General features: G+C 71.0%; 12 protein-coding genes and 8 pseudogenes. 10 read left to right on the forward strand and 10 right to left on the reverse strand.

Annotated features, from left to right (window positions below):
- Positions 1-231: 231 nt before the first annotated feature.
- Positions 232-1348 (reverse strand): annotated as a pseudogene (locus DEJ15_RS13400) (mannose-1-phosphate guanylyltransferase).
- Positions 1349-1619: 271 nt separating this feature from the next.
- Here DEJ15_RS13400 and DEJ15_RS18695 point away from each other — a divergent pair.
- From DEJ15_RS18695 to DEJ15_RS13435, 7 genes and pseudogenes are all read left to right on the forward strand, one after another.
- Positions 1620-2043, forward strand: a pseudogene (locus DEJ15_RS18695) (glycosyltransferase); the annotation flags it as partial.
- A 280-nt stretch (positions 2044-2323) separates the two neighbouring features.
- A complete protein-coding gene (locus DEJ15_RS13410) occupies positions 2324-2881 on the forward strand; it encodes a glycosyltransferase (protein ID WP_284175130.1) in 558 nt (185 codons plus the stop codon).
- Positions 2882-2955: 74 nt separating this feature from the next.
- A pseudogene (sdhC, locus tag DEJ15_RS13415) lies at positions 2956-3295 on the forward strand (succinate dehydrogenase, cytochrome b556 subunit).
- A 10-nt stretch (positions 3296-3305) separates the two neighbouring features.
- On the forward strand, positions 3306-3752 hold the full coding sequence (sdhD, locus tag DEJ15_RS13420) for a succinate dehydrogenase, hydrophobic membrane anchor protein (protein WP_110824558.1): 447 nt from the start codon (positions 3306-3308) through the stop codon (positions 3750-3752).
- A gap of 54 nt (positions 3753-3806) precedes the next feature.
- Entirely contained in the window at positions 3807-5600 is a 1794-nt protein-coding gene (gene sdhA, locus DEJ15_RS13425) for a succinate dehydrogenase flavoprotein subunit (RefSeq protein WP_110824559.1), read from the forward strand.
- Position 5601: 1 nt separating this feature from the next.
- A pseudogene (locus tag DEJ15_RS13430) lies at positions 5602-6376 on the forward strand (succinate dehydrogenase iron-sulfur subunit).
- A gap of 530 nt (positions 6377-6906) precedes the next feature.
- Entirely contained in the window at positions 6907-7071 is a 165-nt protein-coding gene (locus DEJ15_RS13435; RefSeq protein WP_284175131.1) for a glycohydrolase toxin TNT-related protein, read from the forward strand.
- Between the two features lie 66 nt (positions 7072-7137).
- On the opposite strand, the gene DEJ15_RS13440 is transcribed toward DEJ15_RS13435, so the two are convergent.
- From DEJ15_RS13440 to ptsP, 9 genes and pseudogenes are all read right to left on the reverse strand, one after another.
- On the reverse strand, positions 7138-7338 hold the full coding sequence (locus DEJ15_RS13440; protein ID WP_284175132.1) for a DUF805 domain-containing protein: 201 nt from the start codon (positions 7336-7338) through the stop codon (positions 7138-7140).
- 133 nt (positions 7339-7471) lie between these two features.
- Positions 7472-7597: pseudogene (locus DEJ15_RS13445) on the reverse strand (hypothetical protein); the annotation flags it as partial.
- Positions 7598-7654: 57 nt separating this feature from the next.
- Complete coding sequence (locus tag DEJ15_RS13450) at positions 7655-8275, reverse strand: DUF805 domain-containing protein (RefSeq protein ID WP_258365937.1); 621 nt, start codon at positions 8273-8275, stop codon at positions 7655-7657.
- A 34-nt stretch (positions 8276-8309) separates the two neighbouring features.
- Entirely contained in the window at positions 8310-9011 is a 702-nt protein-coding gene (locus DEJ15_RS18700; RefSeq protein ID WP_309146410.1) for a DUF805 domain-containing protein, read from the reverse strand.
- Positions 9012-9173: 162 nt separating this feature from the next.
- Positions 9174-10106 carry an NADP-dependent oxidoreductase gene (locus tag DEJ15_RS13460; RefSeq protein ID WP_110824564.1) on the reverse strand — a complete coding sequence of 311 codons (933 nt, stop codon included), beginning with the start codon at positions 10104-10106 and terminating at the stop codon, positions 9174-9176.
- A 113-nt stretch (positions 10107-10219) separates the two neighbouring features.
- A complete protein-coding gene (locus tag DEJ15_RS13465) occupies positions 10220-11371 on the reverse strand; it encodes a mannitol-1-phosphate 5-dehydrogenase (RefSeq protein WP_110824565.1) in 1152 nt (383 codons plus the stop codon).
- A pseudogene (locus DEJ15_RS13470) lies at positions 11368-11806 on the reverse strand (PTS mannitol transporter subunit IIA). The gene DEJ15_RS13465 and the pseudogene DEJ15_RS13470 overlap by 4 nt, the downstream one beginning before the upstream one ends.
- 75 nt (positions 11807-11881) lie before the next feature.
- On the reverse strand, positions 11882-13441 hold the full coding sequence (locus DEJ15_RS13475) for a PTS mannitol transporter subunit IIBC (protein ID WP_181419564.1): 1560 nt from the start codon (positions 13439-13441) through the stop codon (positions 11882-11884).
- A gap of 63 nt (positions 13442-13504) precedes the next feature.
- Positions 13505-15166: pseudogene (gene ptsP, locus DEJ15_RS13480) on the reverse strand (phosphoenolpyruvate--protein phosphotransferase).
- 242 nt (positions 15167-15408) lie between these two features.
- Between ptsP and DEJ15_RS13485 the strand changes: the two are divergent.
- The 3 genes and pseudogenes from DEJ15_RS13485 to DEJ15_RS13495 all read left to right on the forward strand — a co-directional run bounded on the left by DEJ15_RS13485 (position 15409) and on the right by DEJ15_RS13495 (position 17541).
- Positions 15409-16179 carry a DeoR/GlpR family DNA-binding transcription regulator gene (locus tag DEJ15_RS13485; RefSeq protein ID WP_110824569.1) on the forward strand — a complete coding sequence of 257 codons (771 nt, stop codon included), beginning with the start codon at positions 15409-15411 and terminating at the stop codon, positions 16177-16179.
- Between the two features lie 99 nt (positions 16180-16278).
- Entirely contained in the window at positions 16279-16551 is a 273-nt protein-coding gene (locus tag DEJ15_RS13490; RefSeq protein ID WP_110824570.1) for an HPr family phosphocarrier protein, read from the forward strand.
- Between the two features lie 145 nt (positions 16552-16696).
- Positions 16697-17541: pseudogene (locus DEJ15_RS13495) on the forward strand (exodeoxyribonuclease III).
- Positions 17542-17544: the final 3 nt, after the last annotated feature.

Raw genomic sequence — 17544 nt, forward strand, 5'->3', positions numbered from 1 at the left:
AGTCACTGCGCACCGGGCGATCGTGAGGACAGTACACGACCGGCCGGGCGGTGCAGGACCCCTCTGGACGCCCTCCCGCATCGGTTACGTGATCGCGACCGCGCTGTAACGCGCCGGAAACGCTGCGCGTGGGTCGTGGCCCCAGTTCGAGGGGTTTCGTGATGGAGCGCTACAGACGGGCTGCGGCCTGGAAGATCGCGCGGGCTCCCGTCGCTTCCGCCGAGCCGCTCGTCAGAGCACGTCGTCCCGCCCGCTGATCTTCAGCGCGTCCACCACGCCCTTGACCCGCTGCGCGTTCGCACTCGTGGTCACGAGCAACGCGTCCGGTGTGTCGACGACGACGATGTCCTCGACGCCGATCAGCGAGATGAGCCGGTTGCTCTGCGACACGACGATGCCGCTCGCGGAGTCGGCCAGGATGCGGGCGTTGTCGCCGAGCACCGCGAGGTTGTTCTTCCGCCCGCCCGACTGGAGCTTGGCGAGCGAGGCGAAGTCGCCCACGTCGTCCCAGTCGAAGTCGCCCGGCACGACCGCCATCCGCCCTGCGGCGGCTGCGGGCTCCGCGACGGTGTAGTCGATCGCGATCTTCTTCAGCCCCGGCCAGATCCGGTCGACGACGACACCGCGGGCCGGGGTGTCCCAGGCGGCCGCGAGTTCCTCGATGCCCGCCAGCAGCTCCGGCTCGGTGCGTCCGATCTCGGCGAGCAGCACGTCGGCGCGGGCGATGAACATGCCGGCGTTCCACAGGTACGAGCCGTTCCGCAGGTACGCCTCCGCGGTCCCGAGGTCGGGCTTCTCGACGAAGGACCGGACGGCGTGTGCGGTCGGTGCACCGTCGGCGCCGAGGGCGTCGTCGGCGGCGTGGATGTACCCGAAGCCGATCGCGGGCTCGGAGGGCGTGATGCCGATCGTGGTGATGTACCCGGCCCGGGCGGCCGCGACGGCCTCGCGCACGGACCGGCGGAACCCGCGGGCGTCACCGATGACGTGGTCGGCGGCGAAGGAGCCGATCACGACGTCCGGCTCACGACGGTGCAGGATCGCCGCGGCGAGGCCGATCGCTGCGGTGGAGTCCTTCGGTTCGCTCTCGAGCACGACGTTGTGGTCCGGGACGCCGGGGAGCTGGGACTCGACGGCGGCACGGTGTGCCCGCCCGGTGACGACCATGATCCGGTCCGGTCCCGCGAGCGGCGCCAGGCGGTCCCAGGTCTGTCGCAGCAGCGAGGAACCGGAACCGGTCAGGTCGTGCAGGAACTTGGGGGGCGTCGGCGCGCGAGAGCGGCCACAGGCGGGAGCCGATGCCGCCGGCCGGGATGATCGCGTAGAAGTCGTCGAGTGCGTCCGTCACGCGCCCACCGTACCGGCGGCCCGGGGAAGCAGCTGCGTGCGACCTGGACGTGTCGTGGACGGCTGCCCTGGACGACGCACGGTCTGTTCACCCCTCGCGTGCGCCGCGTTCACGTCGCACCCCCCCGCTCGTCCACGCGCCGCCCGGAACATGGGCCGTGCCATGAACGCACGCAGCGTGGAGCGAGGCACCGAGTCCCCCCCGGACCGTGGCCGTCGTGACCGAGAGCTTCCTGCCCACCCTCAACGGCGTCACCACGAGCGTCCTCGCGGTGCTCGAACACCTCCGCCGACGCGGCCACCGAGCGGTGGTCATCGCCCCGGACACCCCGGGTCCCGCTGCCTGGCGGTCACGGTCGGAACAGGAGCGGCACCTCGGGTTCGACGTCCACCGCATCCCCGCGGTCGCGTACCGGCAGTTCCCCGTCGCACTCCCGCACCCGGTCCTCGACACCATCCTCGCCGCCTCCGGCGCCGACGTGCTCCACGCAGCCAGCCCCTTCCTGCTGGGGGGGCCGCGCGATCACGGCGGCCGGGAGGCTCGGCATCCCCTCCGTCGCCGTCTTCCAGACCGACGTGGCCGGGTTCGCCCGCCGCAACGGCCTCTCCGCGGCCGCCCCGCTGGTCCGCCGGGTCCTCGGGCGGATCCACGCCGGCGCCTCGCTGACGCTCGCGCCGTCCTCCGCGACCGCGGCGATGCTCGCCGAGGAGGGCGTGCCGCGGGTCGCCCGATGGGGCCGGGGCGTCGACACGGCGCTGTTCCACCCCGCTCGCCGGACGTCTGCCCACGTCCGCGCGATGCGCCGCCGCATCGCGCCGCGCGGCGAGACCATCGTGGGCTACGTGGGACGGCTGGCACCGGAGAAGGAGGTCGAGCGGCTCGCCGAACTCGGCGGCATGCCGGGCATCCGGGTCGTGGTCGCAGGAGGGGGGACCCTCCCGGCCGTTCCTCGAGCGTCGACTCCGTCACCTGGACGTGACGTTCACCGGACCGCTGCGCGGTGCCGACCTGGCCGACGCCTACGCGATGCTCGACGTCTTCGTGCACACGGGTGCGGCGGAGACGTTCGGGCAGACACTGCAGGAGGCCCACGCGGCCGGCCTGCCGGTCGTCGCCCCGGCCTCCGGCGGACCGCTCGACCTCGTCGCCCCGGGACTCGACGGCGAGCTCTACGACCCGGATGCCCCGCTGGCCCTGCGCGCCGCGGTCGCCCGGCTCCACGCCGACCGGACGCTGGCCGAGCGGATGGGGTGCGCCGGCCGCCTCCGCGTCGAGGGCACCACGTGGGAGGCGGTCGGCGACGAACTGCTCGCGCACCACGAGACGGCCCGCACGATCGGCGCTCCCCCCGGCCCCCCACGCGCACCGCCCGGACGGGGTGGAACGAGAAGGTCGGTGCTCGGACGTAGGATGGAGGTGTTCCACACGAACACGACGGCAACGGCGCGCCGATCGGTGCGCCGGCCCTACGGGAAGGCGAGCTCATGGCCGAGCAGACCGCAGGCGGGACGGCGACAGCCGTACCGCAGGTGACCATCGACGGTACGTCGATCGACGCACCTCGGACGCGTGTCCCGCAGGGAACGCTGTACCGCGGGAGCATCGGGATGTGGTCCTGGGTCCTGCACCGGATCACCGGCGTCGCGATCTACTTCTTCCTGCTCGTGCACATCCTCGACACGGCACTGGTCCGGCTCTCCCCCCGAGGCGTACAACGCCGTGATCGGCACGTACAAGACACCGCTGATGAACCTCGGCGAGATCGCCCTCGTCGGCGCCATCGTGTTCCACGCGTTCAACGGGCTGCGGATCATCCTCATCGACTTCTGGTCGAAGGGTCCGAAGTACCAGCGGGCCATGTTCTGGGTCGTCCTCGTGCTCTGGGCCGTGGCGATCGCGGGCTTCCTGCCGCGCCAGCTCATGAACCTCGTCGCCGACTTCAACTGAGGGCTCCGTCATGACCACCGAGACCATCGCTCCGCCCCGCAGCGCCGACGCTGCCCGCCGCACCACCAACTGGGAGAAGTGGGGCTGGATCTACATGCGCGCGTCGGGCGTGCTGCTCGTCGTGCTCATCTTCGGTCACCTCTTCGTCAACATGGTCGCCGGCGAGGGCGTCAAGCAGATCGACTTCGCCTTCGTCGCCGGCAAGTGGGCGAGCCCGTTCTGGCGGGTCTGGGACACCGCGATGCTCTGGCTCGCGCTCGTCCACGGGTCGAACGGCATGCGGACGATCATCAACGACTACGTGGCCAAGCCCGGCGTCCGCAAGACCCTGCTCGGCGCGGTGCTCCTCGCCTGCGTGCTCCTGATCGTCCTCGGCACGCTCGTGTGCTGGACCTTCGACCCGTGCCCCGCCGGCGCCGCCGCCGCGGACCTGCCGTCGTTCTGCCCCGCGCAGTAGCGACGCCTCGCGCACGACGTCCCGCACGCTCCACCTCCTGATCGAAAGACCCCTGTGACCGACATCACCGTCCACCACCACCAGTACGACATCGTCATCATCGGCGCGGGAGGCGCCGGCATGCGAGCCGCCATCGAGGCCGGGCCGAAGGCGAAGACCGCGGTCATCTCGAAGCTCTACCCGACGCGCTCCCACACGGGCGCGGCGCAGGGCGGCATGGCGGCAGCGCTCGCGAACGTCGAAGAGGACTCGTGGGAGTGGCACACCTTCGACACGATCAAGGGCGGCGACTACCTGGTGGACCAGGACGCTGCCGAGATCCTGGCGAAGGAGGCGATCGACGCGGTCATCGACCTCGAGAACATGGGTCTGCCGTTCAACCGCACGCCCGAGGGCAAGATCGACCAGCGCCGCTTCGGCGGTCACACGCGTGACCACGGCAAGGCACCGGTGCGCCGCGCCTGCTACGCGGCCGACCGCACGGGCCACATGATCCTGCAGACGCTCTTCCAGAACTGCGTGAAGCTCGGTGTCGAGTTCCACAACGAGTTCTACGCGCTCGACCTCATCATGGTCGACGTCGTCGGGGACGACGGGGTCACGCGCAAGCAGCCCGCCGGCGTCGTCGCCTTCGAGCTCTCGACGGGCGAGCTGCACGTGTTCCACGCGAAGGCGATGATCTTCGCGACCGGCGGCTTCGGCAAGATGTTCAAGACCACGTCGAACGCGCACACGCTGACCGGCGACGGCGTCGGCATCGTGTGGCGCACCGGCCTGCCGCTCGAGGACATGGAGTTCTTCCAGTTCCACCCGACCGGGCTGGCCGGGCTCGGCATCCTGCTCACCGAGGGCGCCCGCGGCGAGGGCGCGATCCTTCGCAACGCCTCCGGCGAGCGGTTCATGGAGCGGTACGCCCCGACGATCAAGGACCTCGCGCCGCGTGACATCGTCGCCCGGTGCATGGTGCAGGAGGTCGCCGAGGGGCGCGGCGCCGGCCCGAACAAGGACTACGTGCTGCTCGACTGCACCCACCTGGGTGCCGAGGTGCTCGAGACGAAGCTGCCGGACATCACCGAGTTCGCCCGGACCTACCTGGGCGTCGACCCGGTCGTCGAACCCGTGCCGGTGATGCCGACGGCGCACTACGCGATGGGCGGCATCCCGACGAACGTCAAGGCCGAGGTCCTCGCCGACAACACCACGGTCGTCCCGGGCCTCTACGCCGCGGGCGAGTGCGCCTGCGTCTCGGTGCACGGGTCGAACCGTCTCGGCACGAACTCGCTGCTCGACATCAACGTGTTCGGCAAGCGCTCGGGCAACAACGCCGCCGAGTACGTGCAGACCGCCGAGTTCCTGCCGCTGCCCGAGGACCCCGCGGCGAACGTGCGCGGCATGCTCGAGCAGCTCCGGGCCTCCACCGGGACGGAACGCGTCTCCGTGCTCCGCAAGGAGCTGCAGGAGGAGATGGACAAGAACGCGCAGGTGTTCCGGACCGACGAGTCGCTCGCACGGGTCACCGAGACGATCCACACGCTCCGCAACCGGTTCATGCAGGTGTCCGTGCAGGACAAGGGCAAGCGCTTCAACACCGACCTGCTCGAGGCCGTCGAGCTCGGCTTCCTGCTCGACCTGGCCGAGGTCGTCGTGTACTCCGCCCGGAACCGCAAGGAGTCCCGCGGCGGGCACATGCGCGACGACTACCCGAAGCGCGACGACGAGAACTACATGCAGCACACCATGGCGTACCTGACGGGCGATCCGCACTCGTCACTCGCCGACGACCACATCACGCTCGACTGGAAGCCCGTCGTCATGACGCGCTACGAGCCGATGGAGAGGAAGTACTGAGATGACCGACACCCTGGTCTCCGACGCACCCCGCACCGACACCGTGCAGGACGCGCCTCCCGGATCGTTCTCCGTGACGGTGATCGTCCGCCGCTTCGACCCGGACGTGGACGACGAGCCGCGCTGGCAGGACTTCGACGTCATGATGCTGCCGACCGACCGCATCCTCGACGCGCTGCACAAGATCAAGTGGGAGCAGGACGGGTCGCTGACGTTCCGACGCTCCTGCGCGCACGGCGTCTGCGGCTCGGACGCGATGCGGATCAACGGGCGCAACCGTCTGGCGTGCAAGACCCTGATCAAGGACCTCGACATCTCGAAGCCGATCTACGTCGAGGCGATCAAGGGTCTGCCGCTCGAGAAGGACCTCATCGTGGACATGGAGCCCTTCTTCACGTCCTTCCGCGAGGTCCAGCCGTTCCTGCAGCCGAAGTCCGCACCGGAGAAGGGCAAGGAGCGCATCCAGTCCGTCGCCGACCGCGCACGGTTCGACGACACGACGAAGTGCATCCTCTGCGCCGCCTGCACGTCCTCGTGCCCGGTGTTCTGGACCGACGGGCAGTACTTCGGGCCCGCCGCGATCGTGAACGCACACCGCTTCATCTTCGACTCGCGGGACGACGCGGCCGACGTGCGCCTCGACATCCTCAACGACAAGGAGGGCGTCTGGCGCTGCCGGACGACCTTCAACTGCACCGACGCCTGCCCCCCGCGGGATCCAGGTGACGAAGGCGATCTCCGAAGTCAAGCAGGCCGTGATGCGCGGCCGTGGCTAGCGGATCGACTCCGCCAGGAACGTCATGGGCGGGCGCGCTAGGCTCCCGCTCATGACGTTCGCGGACACTCGGCCCATCCTCGATCAGCTCGGCTACACGGTCCGGTACGTGCAGCTCCCCCGGGGAGACCCTGCACGAGCCGCCGGTGGAGGGTGCGCTGCGGATCGTCCCCGCGGACGCCGACTCGTTCGCCATCGAGGTCGTCGACTACGGCACCGCACGACGGCTCGCCACCGCACGTGGTGAGGACGACGCGGTCGAGATGCTCCGCCGGTTCCTGAACCGCCCGTTCCCGGACGCGCGGGACATCCGCCGGTCCGACCTCGACCAGATGCGTGACCGGTCGGCGTCGACCTACCCGCAGCTGGCGCAGCAGGTCGCGGCGACCGGTGACGCCGGTCTGACGATCCAGATCCCGGCCGGCGTGCCGGTGGACCGCATCGGCGGCCCGGACGGGTACTTGCTGCACCCGATCGAGACCCCGCTCCACGCCCGGTCCCTGCCGCCGCACGCCACGGTCTCCCCCCGAGGTGCACCGCTACGTGGTCGAGCGCCCGTTCCTCGTCACCGTCCGCTTCGTGCGTCCGTGGTTCGACCAGCCGGGCGGCGCACTCCGGTTCGAGATCGCCGACCCGGCGACGACGATCCGCGACCTGGTCGTCGACGGATCGCTCGCGCGGGTCCGGGTCGTCTGACCCGCTCAGCACACGACGGAGCCCTCCTGCCCGATCGGGCAGGAGGGCTCCGTCGTGTGGTGGACGTCAGCCGCGCTCGGGGCGGTCGAACCGCTGCCCCTCCGGCTTCGACGGCAGGATCGTCAGCACGATCAGGATGATCCCGCCGAAGAACGGGATGACCGACAGGAAGAAGAAGGGCCCCGCGAGGTTCGCGTCGTGGAGCCGACGCCAGGTGACCGCCAGGTTCGGGATGATCGTCGCGAGCGAGTAGAGGCCCAGGAGCACCGCGGCGATCCAGTAGAGCGCGTTCGGCGTCCCGGAGGTCGTCCCCGTGACCGGGTCTGTCCGGAGGTCCGACGTCGCTCCCCCCGATGCCGATGAGGACGTAGAGCACGCCGATGACGATCGTCTGGGCGAGGGACCACCACCAGAACTCGCTGCGACTCGCACGCCCGTCGAACCGGACGTACTTCCGGAAGACCCGCTCGACCGCGTCAGCAAGGCGGCCAAGACGGGCTGGCCGCGCGCGGCCAGCCGCCGACACGACGACGGCGCCCTGTTCGTGGATGGAGGGCGCCGTCGTGACGCGACCGGCAGGCGCTCAGCGGTCCCCGGGTCGGTCGAACCGTGCGCCATCGGGGTTCGAGGGCAGGACGCCGAAGACGATGCCGACGATCCCGACGAAGAGCGCGATGATCCACAGTGCACCCGACAGGTTCGCGTCGTGCAGCCGACGCCAGCCGAGCGCGAGGGACGGCACGAGCGTCGCGAGCGCCCACAGCAGGCCGGCGATGAGGAACACGAAGGCGATCGGCGGTGCCGGGTTCTGCACCTCGTAGGTGCCGTAGTCCGTCTGGACCGTCCGGGTCGACGCGAGGGCGGCGGCGAGCAGGAATCCACCGCCGGTGAGCACCGTGGAGACGACGGCGGTGACGAGCGTCCACCACCAGAACTCGCTGCGGCTCGCGCGGCCGCTGAAGGTCGCGTACTTCCGGAAGAAGCGGCCGACGGCCTTCGGCAGTGAGATGCCGTACCAGGGCGCCCAGAGCGGCGGCTGCCCGTCCGGCCCGACGGGAGCCGCTGCACCCGGCGTCTGCTGTCCGTACTGCGGCTGTCCGTACTGCGGCTGTCCGTACTGGTGCTCGCCGTACGGCTGCTTCCCGTACGGCTGCTGGCTGCCGGGCTGTCCGCCGGCGTCCGGCACGGGATGGTGATCGGTCACGAGGTCCCCCCAGGGTGTCGATGATCGGAAGTGGTCAGCCGCGGTGCGGCTCGTCGAACCGTGTGCCGGCGGGCACGGACGGCAGGAGCCCGATGACGAGCGCGAAGACGGCGCCCACCGGCGGGATGATGAACAGCAGGGCGAGCAGGCCCGACATGTTGACGTCGTGCAGGCGTCGCACCGTCAGCGCGATGAAGCCGACGAGCGTCGCGAGCGCCCAGAGGCCACCGACCACGTTGGAGTCACTCCCGCCGATGGCCGTGTCGATCGTGCCCGTGACGATGTTGCCGATCGCCCACCAGAGTGCCCAGAACCAGAACTCGCTCCGGCTGGCGCGGCCGTCGAAGCGCACGTACTTCTTCCAGAACCGCGTGAAGGCCTTGGGGAACGGGATGCCGTACCAGGGCGCCCAGAGCGGCGGCTCACCCTGCGTCACCGGCTGCTGCCCGTAGGGCTGCTGCTGCGCCGGCTGCTGCCCGTACTGGCCAGATCCGTACGGCTGCTGCCCGTACGGCTGCTGCCCGTACGGCGACTGCCCACCCGAGGGCTGCCCGTACGGCTGCTGTCCGTACGGCGACTGCCCGCCCGAGGCCTGCCCGTACGGCGACTGCCCGCCCGAGGCCTGCCCGTACGGCGACTGCCCGCCCGGGGCCTGCCCGTACGGCGACTGCCCGTCGGACCGCCCGTCGCCGGGTCGCTTGCCGTAGGGGTCCTGCGGTGGGTACTGGTCGCTCACGGGGTTCCTTCCGAAGACGGTGACGAGACGCCCGGGATCGTCCAGCGGTCTGCGGAGGCTGGACCTCCGCGACGTCGGTCACGGCCGCCCCACTCCCCCCGCACGCTGGCCCGGCGCGCTGCACCCAGTGTGCCAGTGCTCGATGTCCGACGACGACCGACTTCAGGGCAGGAGGGCGATCTTCCCGCCCGGGTGCCCGGACTCGAGCAGGTCGAGCGCCGCGCGTGCCTCGGTGAGCGGGAACGTCCGAGCGACCGGGACGACGAGTTCCCCTCGACCGGCCAGGTCGACGAGCCGCTGCCGGACGGCGTCGCGGAAGGCCGCGCTCTCCGGCTGCGACCCGCCGATGGCCGTGATCCCCGCGTCCGGAGCGCGGGTGAAGGCCGCGATCGTCGCGATGCGTGCCCGGTCGGCGACCAACGCGAGTGAGACGTCGACGGCCTCGTCGGAGCCGACGCAGTCCAGGGCCACGTCGACGCCATGCGGCGCGAGGTCGCGGACCCGCGCTTCCAGGCCGTCGCCGTACGGGACCCACTCGCCGCCGGAGCGGCGGACGGTGTCGGTGTTCGCGGCGGAGGCGGTGCCGATCGCTCGCGCCCCGAGCATCCGGAGCTGTTGCAGCAGGCTGACGCCGACGGCCCCGGAGGCTCCGTGCACGAGCACGGTCTCACCGGCGGCGACGTCGGTCACCCGGATGAGGTCCGCAGCGGTCGTGCCGGCGAGCAGCAGGTTCGCGGCCTCCGCGAACCCCATCGCGGGCGGCTTCGCGAAGACGTCACGGGCTGGCAGGGTGACCGCCTCGGCCCATCCGCCCCGCACCCGGAACGCCAGGACCTCGTCGCCCGGTGCGACCGGGCCCGAGGCGATGTCCGTGTCCGGCCCGACCGCCGTGACGACGCCCGCGACCTCGTACCCGATCGGGAGCGGGAAGTCGGCGGGGTCGCCGTCCCGGGTGTGCTTGGCATCGGCCGGGTTCACACCGGCGGCCCGGACGCTGACGGTCACCTCACCGGGACCGGGCGCCGGGACCGCGACGTCCACCAGTTCGAAGGTCTCACTGCCACCGGGACGCGTCGCCACCCACTGCTTCGTCATGGCCGCGACGGTACTCGGAGCCGATCGCTCGGTCGACAGGCGATGCCGAGACGGACGGGAGGCCCGGTACCAGCTGGTACCGGGCCTCCCGTCCGTCTCGTGGTCGCGAGCGCTCAGGCGCGCGCCGCTCCGACCCGTCCGGTGAAGGACGCGTGCAGCGGGTGTTCACCGCCGAGACCGGTGATCTCGGACGCGATGTCGGCGTCCGACCGGTCGGACCGCAGCAGTGCCTGGAGTTCGACGCTCTGCTCGTCGTCCGCGACGTCGAAGCGGAGCACCGCTGCCATCGCGTCGAGCAGTGCCGTCGGCTCGGCGCCGTTCTCCGCCAGGGCCGCCGCCGGGGAGACGAAGCGCTCGTCGCGCGAGAGCTTCCGGAGGGGCTGCCGACCGACACGGGTGACCGTGTCCGGGAGGTGCGGGTTCTCGAAGCGGGCGATGATCGCCTCGACGTAGGCGCGGTGCACCTCGGGGTCGAGCTCGTGCCGGCGGACGAGCAGGTCGCTCGTCTCGGCGAGCACGGCCTCCAGCGCCGAGCGCACGGTCGGGAGGGCGACGGCGTCCGAGATCTTGTCCGCGCCGGCGAGGAAGCCGTGGTAGGCGACCGTGGCGTGGCCGGTGTTCACGGTGAAGAGCTTGCGCTCGATCGATGCGGCGAGGCCGTCGACGTAGTGCGCGCCGGGGATCGTCGGCTCGGCACCGGCGAAGGGCGTGCGGTCGATGGCCCACTCGAAGTAGGTCTCGACCGTGACGTCGAGGCCGCCGTCCGCGGGCTGCGCGGGCACGATCCGGTCGACGGCGGTGTTGGCGAACACGGCCTTGGCCAGCGCGCCCTCGCGCGCGTCCTCGGGCAGGGCGGCGACGATGAACTCGCGGAGGCGGTCCGTCGCGTTGATCGCGTTCTCGCACGCCATCACGACGAGCGGGGCGGCGTCGACGGAACGCTCCTGCAGGCCCTTCGCGATGACGGGTGCGATGAACTTGAGGACGGTCGGGCCGACCGCGCAGGTGACGATGTCGGCGGTCGCGATCTCGGCGACGACGCCGGCCTCGTCCTGCGCGCTGTTCACGGCGCGGAAGCCGGTGACCTCGTGGTCCTGCGCACCTGCGCCGACCTCGTGCACGGTGTACGTGTCGGCGGCGGCGAGGGCGTCGATGAGCGGTGCGGCGACGTCGGCGAAGACGACCTCGTAGCCGGCCTGGTGCAGCAGGAGGCCGACGAAGCCGCGGCCGATGTTGCCGGCGCCGAAGTGGACGGCGGTGCTCACTCGTTGACCTCACCGAGGATCGCGAGGACGGCCGCGGCGTCGGGCGCCTCGGTCAGGGCCTGGACCTGGTCCTCGTCGGAGAACACGATCGCGATCTTGCTGAGGATGTCGAGGTGCTCGTTGTTGACCCCCCGCGATGCCCACGACGAACCGGACGTCGTTGCCGTCCCAGTCGATCGGGGTGGCGTACCGGACGAACGAGAGCGCCGACGCCTTGATGGCGTCCTTCGCGTCGTTCGTCCCGTGCGGGATCGCCAGGAAGTTGCCCATGTAGGTCGAGACGCTCTTCTCGCGCTCGAGCATGGCGGGGTAGTAGTCCGCGGTGACCGCACCGGCGTCCTGGAGGATCGCAGCCGCCTCCTTCATCGCCTCCGACTTGGTCGGCGCGGCGTCCTCGGTGTGGATGCGGATCTGGCTCTCCTGCAGGACGGGCATTCGGGGTCTCCTTGTTCGTGGGTGACGGCGGAAGAGGGGACGGTCGCCCGTCCCCTCTCCCATCGTGCTCTTGTCTTACTGGTTCTTGAGCTGGTCGACGACCTGGTCGTACTGCGGAGCGTTCATGAAGTTGCCGACCGAGACGTGCTGGGCGTTCGGGTTCTTCTGCTTCGCGCGGTCCGTGAGCTCCTCCTGGGTGATGATGAGGTCCTCGTCACCCGAGAGGTTCGCGATCGCCTTGTTGACGACCGTCACACCCTCGATACCAGCCTTCTTGATCTTGTTCCGCAGGACACTCGCACCCATGGCGCTCGAGCCCATGCCGGCGTCGCAGGCGAAGACGACGTTCTCGACGCGCGTCGCCGTGGCGGTGCTGGCAGAACCGACGCCGCCGAGCGAGGCCTGGGCCTCTTCCTCGTTGGCCGGGGAGTTGTCGCCGAGCAGGCCCGAGGTCGCGGCGTTGACGTCGCGGCCCTTGTTCTGCTGGAGCTTCGCCATGGCGGCGCTCATGTCGCCGGCGTTGCCCGCGGCGAGGTCACGCTTGCGGCTGGCGAGGAGGAAGAACGAGGCCACCGCGAAGGACACGGCCGCCGACAGGACCACCGAGAGGATGACGCCGACGTAGCTGTCCTTCGCCGTCGCGGTGAGGACCGCGATGATCGAACCGGGCGACGCCGGGGCGACGAGGCCGGACTGGAAGGCGACGTTCGTGGCGACACCGGTCGCGCCGCCGAGGATGACGGCGACGAACAGGATCGGCTTCTGCAGCACGTACGGGAAGTAGATCTCGTGGATGCCACCGAAGAACTGGATGAGGATCGCACCGGGAGCGGTCGAGCGGGCGATGCCGACACCGAAGAAGGTGAAGGCGAGGAGGATGCCGAGACCGGGACCGGGGTTCGCCTCGAGGAGGAACAGGATCGACTTGCCGGAGTCCTGGACCTGCTGCGCGCCGAGCTGGTCGAGCACGCCGTGGTTGATCGCGTTGTTGAGGAAGAAGACCTTGGCCGGCTCGATGATGACGCTGGCGAGCGGCAGCAGCGAGCTGTCGACGAGGAACTTCACCGCGGCGCCGAGGCCCTCGGCGATGAGCTTGAACAGCGGGGCGAGCCAGAAGAACCCGATCAGCGCGAGCACGAAGCCGAGGATGCCGGCCGCGTAGTTGTTCACGAGCATCTCGAAGCCGGGCTTGATCTTGCCGTCCCAGATCTTGTCGATCTGCTTGATGAGCCAGGCGCCGAGCGGGCCGCAGATCATCGCGCCGAGGATCATGATCGTGCCGTTGGCGCCGATGATGACGCCCATGGCCATGATCGAACCGACGACCGCGCCGCGGGTGTCGTAGACCATCCGGCCGCCCTGGAAGGCGATCGCGAGCGGGATGAGGTAGGTCAGGATCGGGCCGACGAGGCCGATGTTGGCCACGCCGTCCGTCTCGCCGAAGCCGCCGAGGACGCCGACGGGCGTCCAGCCGGTCTCGATGAAGAACGCGGTGATGAGGCCCCACGCGATGAAGATCGCGATGTTTGGCATCACCATGCCGGACAGGAACGTGCCGAACTTCTGGACGGCGACGCGAGCGCCACCCCGCGACTTGTCGCGGGTGTCTGGCGCTGCAACGGACGACGTTGTCATGTGCGTTGACTCTCTGTGTGTGTGCTGCTGCAGGGATCGGGAGTGGTGCGGGAGGGGGGCGGGTCAGGCGGCGTGCACCGCGGCTGCGGCGGCGGACCGGGCGGTCGCTGCCGTGCTCGCGGCGAGTGCTGCCGTCGCCATCTCGCGGGCCTCGTCGAGGGTGTGCTGGCCGAGTTCGGCACGCACGTCGGCGAGGGCCGCGGGGGGTCATGGAGAGGGTGGTGGCACCGAGTCCGACGAGGACGACGGCGAGCAGCGGGTCGGCTGCCGCCTCACCGCAGATGCCGACCGCCTTGCCGGCGTCGGCACCGGCCGCACCGAGCTGCGCGACGAGGCGCAGGACGGCGGGGTGCCACGGGTCCTGGTAGCTCGCGACGGTGCCGAGCATCCGGTCGGCGGCCATCGTGTACTGCGTCAGGTCGTTCGTGCCGATCGACACGAAGTCGGCGGAGCGGAACACCTGCTCGGCCATCAGCGCGAGCGACGGCACCTCGGCCATCACGCCGGCGGTGCGGATGCCGAGTTCGCGGGCGAGCCCGACGAAGTACTCGGTCTCCTCGGCGTCGGCGACCATCGGGGCCATCACCCAGAGGTCGGCCTCGGTCGCGGCGTCGGCCCGGGCGAGTGCGGTGAGCTGGTCGCGGAGGACCTGCTCCTGGTTCCGCAGGGCGCGGAGGCCACGACGACCGAGCGCCGGGTTCTCCTCGTCCTTGTCGGTGAGGAACGGGAGCGGCTTGTCGGCACCGGCGTCGAGCGCGCGGACCACGACCTTCTTGCCGGGGAACGCGGCGAGCAGCTGCTCGTACGACTTCTGCTGCGACTCCACCGTCGGTGCCGTCGGCGCGTCGAGGAACAGGAACTCGGTGCGGAACAGTCCGACGCCCTCGGCGCCGAGGTCCACCGCGGCCTGCGCGTCGGCGGGGCTGCCGAGGTTCGCCAGCAGCGGGACGACGTGCCCGTCGGCGAGCGCGCCCGCCGTGAGCGGTGCGGCGGCGGCGGCGCGCCGGTCGGCGATGCGCTGCTCGACGTCGGCGACGAGTTCGGCGGAGGGGTCGGTCACGACGGTGCCGGCGACGGCGTCGACGACGACCTGCTGCCCCTCGACCAGGTCGTCGGCACCGCTCACGCCGACGACGGCCGTGATGCCCTTGGCGCGGGCGAGGATCGCGGTGTGCGAGGTCGGGCCGCCGTCACGGGTGACGAGGGCGAGGACCTTGTCGAGGTCGAGGAGCGCGGTGTCGGCCGGTGCGAGGTCGCGGGCGACAAGCACGAACGGGGCGTCCGACTCGGGGACGCCGGGGGGCCGGGACGCCGCGGAGCTTCGCGACGATGCGCTGGGCGACGTCGTCGAGGTCGGCCGCGCGCTCCCCCCATGTAGCCGCCCATGCCGACGAGCAGGTCGCGGAACTGCGCGAACGCCTCGTACACGGCACGCTCGGCGTTCGTGCCGCCGTCGATGCGCGCGTGCACGTCGTCGAGGAGGGTCGGGTCCTGCGCCATGAGCGCCTGCGCCTCGAGCACGGCCTGGGCGTCGCCGCCTGCGAGCTGGCCGCGCTTCGTGAGGTCCTCGGCGACCGCGGCGAGCGCGGCGTGCACGGCCTGCTTCGCGTCCTCGGCCGAGCCCTCGAGCGGGGTGGTCGACGGCTCTCCCAGCGGGTCCGCCATCCGGAGCACCGGGCCGTGGGCAACGCCGCGACCGACGCCGGTTCCGAGCAGATCGGACATGGGGAGACTCCTTCATCTCACGCGCAGCAGCGGTGGGCGGTTCGGGGGGCGGTGCTGCATCCGGGGCGTGCTGCATCCGGACGGTCTTGCAGCACCTTACATCGCCCCGCGTTGACAAACAAACACATCCGGGGATAAAAATGCAGAAACAGATGCCCGTTTGCGTCTGCCGGGACGTCCGGCCGCGGGTCACTCGCGGCGATCGTGCCCGAGCTTGTCCGTTCCGATCCGACGAGGCACCGATGTACGCACCAGAACGCCACCAGCGCATCGTCGAACAGGCGCGCGCGCACGGCCGGGTCGACGTGAAGGACCTCGCCGAACTGCTCGCCGTCACGCCGGAGACAATCCGACGCGACCTGACGAGCCTGGAGCGCCGCGGGCTCGTCCGGCGTGCCCACGGTGGTGCGATCCCCGTCGAGCGCGTCACCCTGCACCCGGGCGTCGGTGACCGCGGCGGCATCAACCAGACGGAGAAGATGGTCATCGCCGAGGCCGCGCTCGAGGAGCTGCCCGAGAACGGGTCGGTGATGATCGACGCCGGCACGTCGACGATCTGCCTCGCCGAGCTGCTGCCGACCGACCGCGGCCTCACCGTCGTCACGCACTCGCTCCCCGTCGCGATGGCCGTCGCGAACCGGCCCGGCATCGACCTGCACCTGCTCGGTGGCAACATCCGCAGCGACTCGCTCGCGGGCGTCGGCACGTGGACGCACCAGCTCATCGGCATGGTGAGCGTCGACGTCGCGTTCGTCAGCATCAACGGGATCACCCCCGAGCGCGGCCTGACGACGCACAACATGGCCGAGGCGGCCGTGAAGAGCGCCATGATCAAGTCCGCCCGCCGGAGCATCCTGCTCGCCGACCACACCAAGTTCGGGCGCGAGGAGTTCGGCCGGGTCGCCCCGCTCGCCGCGATCGACACGATCATCACCGACCCCGGCGTCAACCTGGACCTCGTCCGCGAGGTCGAGGCCGCCGGTACCGAGGTCTTCTGGCCCGGGCGCGACTGACCGTCCCCGCACGTCGGCCGTCCGCGTCCACGAGACCCGGGAACCACCCGCCAGGCGCTCGCTAGCATGAGCGCACCACCCATCGACAGGAGTCCATCGATGTCCGAAGCCACCCGCACCGTCACCGTCGCGAGCGCGTCCGGCCTGCACGCCCGCCCCGCCTCGCTGTTCGTCCAGAACGTCACCGCGTCCGGCCACCAGGTCACGATCGCCAAGGGTGAGAAGTCGGCCAACGCCGGCAGCATCCTCGGCCTGCTCGGCCTCGGTGTGGAGAACGGTGACGAGGTCGTGCTGACCGTGTCCGGCGACGACGCCGAGACCACCGCGGACAGCCTCGTCGACTTCCTGCAGACGGACCACGACGCGGCCTGACGCGCGTCCGGAGTCCGCGCGACCACACGGTCGCCGTGCCGACGGGAGGCCCGTCACCAGCTGGTGACGGGCCTCCCGTCCGTCGTCCGGTCGCCCCTCCCGCGGGCACGCCCGGGGCGTCGGGGCGCGCCGGTAGGGTTGGTGCATGACACGCCTGCGCCTCGCGACCGTCAACGTCAACGGCATCCGTGCCGCGTTCCGGAAGGGCATGGGCGACTGGCTCGCCGAGCGCGACGTCGACGTCCTCGCCCTGCAGGAGGTGCGCGCCTCGACCGAGGACCTGACCGGCCTGCTCGGCGATGAGTGGGACGTCGTGCACGACCCCGCCACCGCCAAGGGCCGCGCCGGCGTCGCCATCGCCTCGCGGCACCGGGCCCACCTGCACCGGGTCGAGCTCGGGGCGGAGGACTTCGACTCCGCCGGCCGCTGGCTCGAGGCCGACTACGAGATCGGTGGCCGCACCGTCACCGTCGTGTCGACCTACGTGCACTCGGGCGAGGTCGACACCCCGAAGCAGGTCGAGAAGTGGAAGTTCCTCGACGCCATGACCGAGCGCCTGCCCGCGCTCCGCGCGCACAACCCGCTCGCCGTGGTGGTCGGTGACCTGAACGTCGGCCACGACCAGCGCGACATCAAGAACTGGAAGGGCAACGTCAAGCGCGCCGGCTTCCTGCCGCGCGAGCGCGCCTACTTCAGCCGGTTCTTCGGGGCCGAGGGCGAGCAGGTCGAGGGGGGCGGACGGCTCCACCGGTCCGGGTCTCGGCTGGGTCGACGTCGGTCGCGCCCAGGCCGGCGACGTCGACGGCCCGTACACGTGGTGGTCCTGGCGCGGTCAGGCGTTCGACAACGACTCCGGGTGGCGCATCGACTACCAGGTCGCGACGCCCGAGCTCGCCGCGACCGTGACCTCGTACACCGTGGACCGCGCCGCCGCGTACGACCAGCGATGGTCCGACCACGCCCCCCGTGGTCGTCGACTACGACCTCTGATCC

Source organism: Curtobacterium sp. MCJR17_043, from assembly GCF_003224315.2.
Classification (GTDB): Bacteria; Actinomycetota; Actinomycetes; order Actinomycetales; family Microbacteriaceae; genus Curtobacterium.